General features: G+C 66.3%; 5 protein-coding genes and 2 pseudogenes. 2 read left to right on the top strand and 5 right to left on the bottom strand.

The window, feature by feature from the left end; all coding sequences use genetic code 11:
- Positions 1 to 225: 225 nt before the first annotated feature.
- Positions 226 to 489, bottom strand: a pseudogene (locus ACFU5O_RS36370) (transposase); the annotation flags it as partial.
- A 206-nt stretch (positions 490 to 695) separates the two neighbouring features.
- Positions 696 to 1,058: pseudogene (locus tag ACFU5O_RS36365) on the bottom strand (transposase); the annotation flags it as partial.
- A gap of 163 nt (positions 1,059 to 1,221) precedes the next feature.
- Between ACFU5O_RS36365 and ACFU5O_RS36360 the strand changes: the two are divergent.
- Positions 1,222 to 2,358 carry a helix-turn-helix domain-containing protein gene (locus ACFU5O_RS36360; protein ID WP_384247036.1) on the top strand — a complete coding sequence of 379 codons (1,137 nt, stop codon included), beginning with the start codon at positions 1,222 to 1,224 and terminating at the stop codon, positions 2,356 to 2,358.
- Positions 2,359 to 3,120: 762 nt separating this feature from the next.
- On the top strand, positions 3,121 to 3,924 hold the full coding sequence (locus tag ACFU5O_RS36355) for a DUF4145 domain-containing protein (RefSeq protein WP_384247034.1): 804 nt from the start codon (positions 3,121 to 3,123) through the stop codon (positions 3,922 to 3,924).
- 520 nt (positions 3,925 to 4,444) lie between these two features.
- Here the strand turns inward: ACFU5O_RS36355 and ACFU5O_RS36350 are convergent.
- From ACFU5O_RS36350 to ACFU5O_RS36340, 3 genes are all read right to left on the bottom strand, one after another.
- Positions 4,445 to 6,163 (bottom strand): AAA family ATPase, encoded by a 1,719-nt coding sequence (locus ACFU5O_RS36350; RefSeq protein ID WP_384247031.1) that lies wholly within the window; start codon positions 6,161 to 6,163, stop codon positions 4,445 to 4,447.
- A 1,009-nt stretch (positions 6,164 to 7,172) separates the two neighbouring features.
- A complete protein-coding gene (locus tag ACFU5O_RS36345) occupies positions 7,173 to 7,409 on the bottom strand; it encodes a DUF397 domain-containing protein (protein ID WP_384247041.1) in 237 nt (78 codons plus the stop codon).
- Between the two features lie 7 nt (positions 7,410 to 7,416).
- A complete protein-coding gene (locus tag ACFU5O_RS36340; protein WP_384247038.1) occupies positions 7,417 to 8,364 on the bottom strand; it encodes a helix-turn-helix domain-containing protein in 948 nt (315 codons plus the stop codon).
- Between the last annotated feature and the right edge of the window lie 109 nt (positions 8,365 to 8,473).

Raw genomic sequence — 8,473 nt, 5'->3', positions numbered from 1 at the left:
GTCCTCTTCAACGAGGAACGCGCCTTCGCTCCGCCCGCGACCTCACCCATGGCAGCTGCTGCTTGACTTCTTCAGACCCCGAGATGTCTATCGGGACACGCCCGCCGGGGCCGGCGGCAGCGAGCCCCGCACGGGACCGGTCCGACAGATCGGCGCTCAGGACACCTTGGTCAGTCGCAGACCGGGTCAAGCCGCGGCCCCGTGCGGAACACGATCATCCTCACAGTCGCAGACGAGCATGAGGACGTCCTTCACGCCGCGGTTTCGGATCTCGGTCAGCACCGTCTGCCAGTACTTCGCGCCTTCACCGCCCTGCCCGGTCCACAGACCGAGGATCTCCCGGTAGCCGTCCGCGGTGACTGCGATCGCGACGTAGACGGGCCGGTTGGCGACCTGCCCGTCCCTGATCCGGACATGGACAGCGTCGATGAAGACCACCGGGTAAACCGGATCGAGGGGGCGAGTGCGCCATTCCGCCATCGATTCCAGGGCCTTGATGCTCCTATCGTTGGTCAAGCGGCAGAGAGCCAGCTGCGATAGGCGTCGGCGAAGGTGTCGTCACGGCGAAGGCCCCGTTCGATGTTGGAGATGACGGCGGGCCAGACTCCGAAGTGGTTCGCTGCAGCGGTGAGAGTGATGTTCTTGGCCTGGCGAGCGGGCCTGAGGTCCGCGATCTCGGGGACTTCGACTGTGGTGGTCAGGAGGCGGAAGACCTCCCGGGCGATGGCGCGTTTGAGGAGCCGGATGATCTCCTTCTTCGTCCGGCCGGCCTTGGTTTGACGCTCCACATACTCACGGGTGCGCTGGTCGCGGCGCATACGGACGAGCGCGATGCGGTAGAGGGCCCCGTTCGCCGCGCGGTCACCGCCGCGCGAGAGCCGGTGACGGTTGGTCTTGCCGCTGGAAGCCGGAACCGGGGCGACACCGCACAGGGCGGCGAAGGACGCTTCGGTGCGCAGGCGGGCGGGGTTGTCCCCGGCGGTGATCAGCAGCTGTGTAGCGGTGTCGGGACCGACTCCGTAGGCAGCGCGCAGGCCGGGGTTGAGCCCCGTGACCAGGGCAGCTGCGGCGGAAGGCCGCCGAGGCAACTCTGCGGCGGGCGATGATGTCGAAGAGGGTTTCGACAGCCTCGTAGGCGACGGAACGAGGGCCCGCTGATCCTCGTCCCCGGCGTACAGGGCGGACGCACAACAGTGGCACCTGCACCATGGCCAGGTCATCTTGGACGACGACACCCCGGTGACGGAGCAGGTCTGGCGCTACAGCACGGCGAGCTTCCTGAAGCTGCGCCTGCCCGGCCCGACGGTCGCCGCGCTGCTGCGGGGCGACGAACAGGACATCCACGGTCTCCACGTCGTCGTCCCCAGCCCGCCGCCCTCCAGCGCCTCCACCTCTCGGCTGCGCGGCCGGCAAGAGTGGGACCGGGTGACCACGCCGTGGCCGCGTACCGAGTGGACCATCAACCGGGACGCCAACGCGCTCCAGCCCGGCCACGACCTGCTGGTCGGGGACGGCCCCTCCTTCCTGAACTTCGACCAGGCCCTCAGTGCCTTCCTTCACCAGCGCCCCCACGACAGCAACGCGGGCCGCTCGGAGCTGTGGCGTATCGTCCTGCCGCAGCGTGCGGGCTGGCTCTCGCAGATCACCATCGGGCCCGACCTGCTGACGGCCGTCGTCGACGGCGCGGCCCTGGACGGTGCGGTACTCGAGCTGAGCTGGTCGGCGGGCAACGAGCGTCAGTCCGTCGCCGGCGCCGGCGCCTACCGCTTCCCGCTGCCCCACGGACTCGTGCGCGACAGCCTGCTGATGCTCCGCCGCGCGGACCAGTGGCTGGACTGGCGCCACTTCCCGGCTCCCACGTACGGGCGCGCCCGCGATGCCTCGATCGTCTGGGAGCAGCCCGGCCCGGAGCTGGAGCTTCTCCTTGCGAACGGAGAGGGAAAGTACCTGGAGTGCAAACAGGAGGTCCCGGAGGGCGACTCCCGGAAGAAGATGCTCAAGACCATCGCCGCCTTCGCATCGCACGACGGCGGCACCGTCCTGATCGGCGTCCGCGACGACCTGCAGATCGTGGGCCTGCCCGAGAAGCCGACCGTCGACAAGCAGGAACTCCAGGTCATCGGCATGATCCGGGACAGCGTGGAACCAGCGCCGCCGTACGAGTCACGCGTGATCGACCACGACGGCAAGAAGGTCCTCGCCATCGAGGTCTCCGGCGGGGGCCAGATGTACGCCTACCGCGACCGTGACTCACAGCGCCCGGAGTTCTACGTCCGCGTCGGCCCGAACACGGTGCCCGCACGCCACCCTGAGATCGCCGCCGGATTCCGGCAGGCTCCGACCGTCACCACGTTCTGAGAGCCGCCGCACCGGCGACGGCACACGTTGACCCATTCGGTGCGGCCGGCCCCGACTGGCCCCTGTGGCTCAGCCCGACAACCCGTCATGACGGCAGCGGAAGGGACGGCCCATTGTCAGACCCGGCCCGTAGCGTCGAAAGCGAAAGGCCCGGAGAGGCCGGTCCCGAGAAGCACGGGAGCGGGCCATGGGCGAGATCCGCGTGGGCAGCCGCACCTGGACCGGCTTCTGGCCGACAGCGCCGACGCATCGTACGGAGCCCCGTACCAGCGGGCCTTCGCCGAGCTTGCCAAGACACACCAAGGCCGGCCCGCCGCTGAGATCCTGCCCTTGCTGCGCCTGGCGGCCGACCAGGCCCTGCTGGAGTTCGCCCACGCCGACCTGGTCGAGCAGGCCGAAGCGATCAGCACCGGCGAGCGGTACGTCCTGCGCGTCACCGTCACCTGACATACCGGATTGATAGACACTGACCAGGCACTTCATCCGCACAGATCACTATCGGAATGGTGTTCCCTCCGTTGTGGGTTGCGGGTTACGGTCCCCCGAGCAAGATCCCGTCAGGGGAGCATCAGATGAATGTCGCCGAAACCGCAGGTGGCCCGGGCGGCCGTCCGGAATCCGGGTCGTCAACCCTGAAGGTCTCACCACCCGGCAGGCCGCGATAGTCCGGTTTGTCGAGCGGAAGGTGGCGCGCCAGGGTTCTCTGAACTACATCGTGAAACCGCTCGTGAGACTCGGGTCTGTGGTGGCAAGCTAGCGCGCATGGCCAACCTGCTCATCAAAGACCTGCATGCAATAGCCAAAGGCTTCCCCGAGAACACTGCGGAATGGCCCCACATTCCGTGTCCGACGTGTAGGCGAGGCGCTTTGTCTCTAGTGGCCGACTCGTACGTAATGGAGGAGGCAGAGACGAGCAAGGCTTGGCATGCTCACGATGCATGGGATCCCGATTATGCCAACGGCTGGTTTAACGCCATGCTGCGATGCGGAAATAAGTCCTGTGATCTCGTGCGCGTGAGCGGCAGAATGAGCGTTGATATGGACTTCAAGGGGTCGGAGGGATGGGATGGGGCCTCTTACATTGCGTGGCTCACCCCTGAAGTTTTCCTGCCGGCACTCCCTCTTTTTGAACACCACGACGGGTCCCCTGAGACCGTCCAGAAGCTGATCCAAGTTGCAGCCAAGGTGATCTGGTTGGATCCCAGCTCGGCCGCCAACCGACTGCGCTCCGCAACGGAGGCTCTGATGGACGAGCTGGGCATACCCAGGTGGGCAAGCGGCAAGCGGGGCAGGCCTGTCGAAGTCAAGCTCCATGCGCGAATCGAGAACCTCAAAAAGGCGAGACCAGAATATGAGGATGCAGCCGACCTTCTTTTGGCTGTTAAGTGGATCGGCAACGTAGGCAGCCATGAGGACCATCTACGTGTAGCGGACGTGCTGGATGGTGTCGAAATCCTCGATCACACGCTCACTTTGATCTACGACAACACCGTAGACGACATCAAGAGGAAGGCTGCTGAGATTACGGCACGTAAGGGCATTCCGGCCCGGCGTCTCGCCCCGTGAGAATTCTCTGCACTACCGATTTCGTACCACCCCACGTTCCGGACTGCCTCCGGACGAGAGACGCGCGAAAGCGGAGGCCTCAACCCTCGGACCGCGCGGTCCGAGGCGTGGGCGGAGAGGACGCGCCTTCACGTGGATCGGGCCATGGTCGTACGGGCGGCGAAGAAGTGCCCGGCCCTCATCAGGGCAAGGGCGAGAACGGCACGCCCGTCAGCTTCGGGTGGGACGCCGACGGCACCCTCACCCTCGCTCCGCGCATTGGGACCGCTGACGACCCACCAAAGGGATGACCATCCCGTCCACGCTCACCCATGGAAGCGCCGAACCCTGCTCATCACCCCTGAGGCGGACATCGTTGCGGTCAACCTGTCCGCGAACGGCGGGGATCAGCTGACCGTCATGTACTCCCTGATCCGCTGCAAGTCCATGGGTGTCGTGGCTTCGTGTCCGGGTCCAGGAGCTACGTGTCTCACCACACGGGAATGGGTCTTGGCACTGCCGGCCGGTCCGTGACGCTGGCTCAGGGCGGGGTCGTGCTGCCGTGGAGTCCCTGGTAGGCCCGGGAGATGTCCGCCGCGCGCACGGTGGTGATCTCTTCATGGGTGAGTGTCCCGGAGCCGCCGTGCTCCTCGTACAGGCGCAGGTCGCGGACCGCGGCTGCCTTCCTGCAGAGTTCGCGGATGAACCGGCCGTTGCCCAGCTGGTCGATGAGTTCCTCGTCCACGACCTGTACGCAGGACGCGGCGAGTACCCGCGCCGCGTCCTCGTCGAGGATGTCACCTTGGCTTTCCCAGCGACTCTGGGCGATCCTGAAGAGCTCGTCGGCGGAGTAGGAGGGGAAGTCCACGCGGGTGGTGAACCTGGACGAGAGCCCGGGGTTGGTCGCGAGCAATTCGGCCATCTCGTGCGGATAGCCGGCCAGGATGACGACAAGCCGGTCCCGGTCGTCTTCGGCGCGCTTGAGTAGGACCTGAAGTGCTTCCTCACCGAAGGCGTCCCGCCCGCCTGCGTAGCCGCTGTTGGACAGTGCATAAGCCTCGTCGATGAACAAGACCCCGTCCATCGCCAAGTCGATCACTTCACTCGTCTTGACGGCTGTATGGCCGAGGAACTTACCGACGAGGTCGACTCGTTGTGCCTCCACCAGCTGTCCCTTTTCGAGCAGCCCGAGGCCCGCGAAGACCTTGCCGATCACGCGTGCCACGGTGGTCTTACCGGTACCGGGAGGGCCGGCGAACACGAAGTGTTGTGGTGCGGCCGTGGCGGGCAGCCCCTGTTCCTTGCGTAGTGCGGCCATGCGTAACTGGGCGATGAGTGTGCGTACCTGGCGTTTGATTGACTCGAGGCCCACCATGCCGTCCAGTGTGGCCATCGCCTCGTCGAGGAGGATTTCCCGTGCGGCGGCATCATTACCGTCGACTGGGCTGCCCGCGCCGGCCGCGCTGTCCACACTGTCGGCGGATGGCGATGCCTGCCCCGCTGGTGCCGCGGTGGCGGCCTGGGCGCGTGTGGCCACATCGGCGAGTGTGGGGAAGCAGCGAAATGCGTACTGGAAGTGCTGGAGCGCCTCTTCCGGCTGTTGAAGTCCCTCGTGCGCGAGGCCCCGCGCATAGGCGACCTCGCCGTCGAAGCGGCCTTCCCTGGCAAGCTCCTGCGGAAGCGGCGCGAGGACGTTGAGGGCCTCGTGGAAGACATGCTGTTCGATCAGGGCCTTGGCGACGTAGAACTGGGACTCGTCACGGAGGAAGCCGTCCGTGATGTTCCTCGAGACATCCAGGACAGCGGCCCAGTCCCCTCTCAAGTACGCGGCTCTCGTGCACGCGAACCGTGTCTCGTTGCAGTCCAGGTACGCCTGCGACAGCGCCTGCCACGCTTCCTGGGCGCGCCCTGCGTCCATGAGCCTGGCCACGATGGCGAGCCAGAGGTCGCGTGCGGTCTCTAGCCGGAACGAGACATAACACCCCAGGTCGAACTGGGACACGAGCGGCATGTTGTGCTTCCGGCGCATAGCGCCGAAGGAAGCACTGTGCCGTGACATCGCGTCGACGGCTTCCGGCTGGCGGCGCCCCGTGGCATGGAGGCCGAGCCAGGCGTCGGCGGCGGTCGGATCGTGGTGGATGGCCTCTTCGAAGCACTGCGCCGCCCAGTCCGGTCGTCCCTGCCACAGGAAGCCGACGCCCTTTGCCCAGGCACGCTCGCACTTCCTGGGGGAGTACCGCGGCGTAGACGCTCCCAGCATCGCTTCTCCTGTCCGCACGCACTCGTTCGGGCTGTTCGGCGGGGAAGAGTATGTCACCCCAGTGGATCACCGTCGGAGTCGACTATCAGCCTGTGTCGGTGCCTTTCCAGGCGATCGCCAGGGGAGATCGAGCACAATTTTGGAGTACGAGGCGTTGTCGTTGCCGATCTTCCCGACCTCGCCGCGGCGACCGGAGTTGCCGATCCAGTTCCCCGTCGCGCCCGGAGATCCCTCAGTGGCGCAGCCTGTGGCGCGGCCGCCGGTCAGACCGGCGGCGCGTCTGGTACTGCACCATATGCGCTGGTGGGTGTGGTCACCGGGGCACTCGGTTTGGCTTTGCGTAGGAGCCGCGAGGCCCGCCTGGGGGTGCGCAGGGTGCCCGAAAACCGGGGCGTTGCGGGGGTACGCAAGGCCCCGAGTGCTGGTTTAATGCAGCGGACGGAGTTCAGAACTACGGCTCTCACTGCCAAGGCTTGGGTTCGTCGATGTCGCCGCGTTCAATCGGACGGGCAGCCTGATTCGCCAGTAGGCGTCTGACCTGTAGTGGGTCGGCGTCGACGTCCTGGGTGAAGCGGGCTACCGCCTTGTGGAACCGCAGGCCGCGGGGATCGTCGCGTTCGATCTTCTCCAGCAGACCGTCCCCGATGCCTGGCCAACGCCATCCCTGGGCCCGGGCACGGTTGGCCTGCCGGTTTCGTTCTGCGGCTTACTGTAGAGGGGCTGCAGCAGCAGGTGCCGCGCGGAGGCCCGGGCCCTTGATTCGTACGGCGGCGGCTTGATGCCGTCGGCTCGCAGCCGGACCCGCACCGTCCGCGCAGCCCGCGCGGGGTCCACCACGGTCCGGCCGCGGTGGTACAGATCAGTGGTACGCCGAGCCGGACGACCTTCTCGCCGTCGGTCTCGACTGCCGCGAGGGCAGCACCTCGACACAGGTGTGCTTCGCCAGCGCTGGCGGCCCCCCTCACCGTGTCTGAGGGGGGCCGCCATGATTCTGCCGCGCAGAGAGTGGTCAGGCGTGCGCGTCGAACTCGCCCGAGCGGACGCCTGCCACAAAGGCGGCCCACGAGGACTTCGGGAAGACGAGCGCGGGGCTCTTCTTGTCCTTGGAGTCGCGGATGCCGACCCCAGGCGCAAGGTAGGCAGCCTCGACGCAGTTGCCGGTGCCGTCGCTGCTGTATGAGGACTTGAACCAGGCGCTTTCGGGGGCGACGTCGGTGGAGGACTGGTGGTTTCGGTGAGTATTGATGGCTCCGCTACTTTCCGGTGAGGGCTTCCAGGAATTCGATGCTCTCCTCGAGGCCGAGGGCGGCCCCGACCATCGCGGTGAACCGGCGTGTGAACCGGTCGACTTCGCGGGGCTTGTCCGAGGTGGACACTGCCCCCCAGGCATTGTCCGTCTGCACGCGTGACGGGAGCTCGCCAAGGTCCAGGATTGCGAAGTCGTTACTGGCACGGTAGCCGCGTTTGAAGGGGAGGACCTGGACCTGGATGTGGTCCTTTCGCGCGAGCTTGACGATCTCGCGGTGCTGCTCGTGCATCGTGTCTGCGTCTCCGACGGGGATGCGTAGGGCGGCCTCCCCGAGGATGACGCGGAGACGGACGTCTTCGCGGTCCACAACCCTGTGCTTGCGCTCCATCCGCAGGTCTACGTTGCGCTGTATGAACTCGCTCGTGGTGTCCTCGACGGGGCGCTGGACCTCGAAGAGGGCCCGCGCGTAGTCCTCGGTCTGCAGGAGTCCGTACACGACGGTCGGATGGTAGGCCCGAATCTCGGTGGCTTCGGCTTCCAGGCCGATATAGTGGGGCATTCCCGCCGGCATGAAGGCACGGTACTGGGTGAGCCACTCATCGTTGGGTGCTTCACGGTTCAGTTCGATCAGTTGCTCGATCAGCTCATCATCGGTGACGGCGTACCGCTTCAACAGCGTCCGCAAGTCTCCGACGTTCCGTCGGAAGTTCAGCTCACCGTTCTCGATACGTGCGAGGGATGCCTCCGACAGGGCCTTGAGCCCGCGCACGGCGGTCTTGCGGGTCATGCCGCGCGCTCTGCCGTCCTCGGTGGGCGGGCAGTTCTCGCGTAACTGCCTGAGCTGGATACCGAGCTCCAAGCGCCGCCCGGTTGCCCCACGCTTTGCCGCCACCTGTGCACCACCCCCATGCGTATGCGCTGGTTGAGTATGAGCCTGCACAGAGTGTGGCATCCGCTGTGCGTTCACCGCAGCCCCCTGCGCACGTTCCGGCATAGTCCATTTATGACCCCGCTGAATTGTCAGCGGCGATTCAGTTGCTTCCCAATGCGTTCTACCGCCA

Source organism: Streptomyces sp. NPDC057445 (genome assembly GCF_042802855.1).
Classification (GTDB): Bacteria; Actinomycetota; Actinomycetes; order Streptomycetales; family Streptomycetaceae; genus Streptomyces.
Note: the sequence above shows the minus strand (reverse complement) of the source record. Positions and strands in the feature narration are given on the sequence as shown.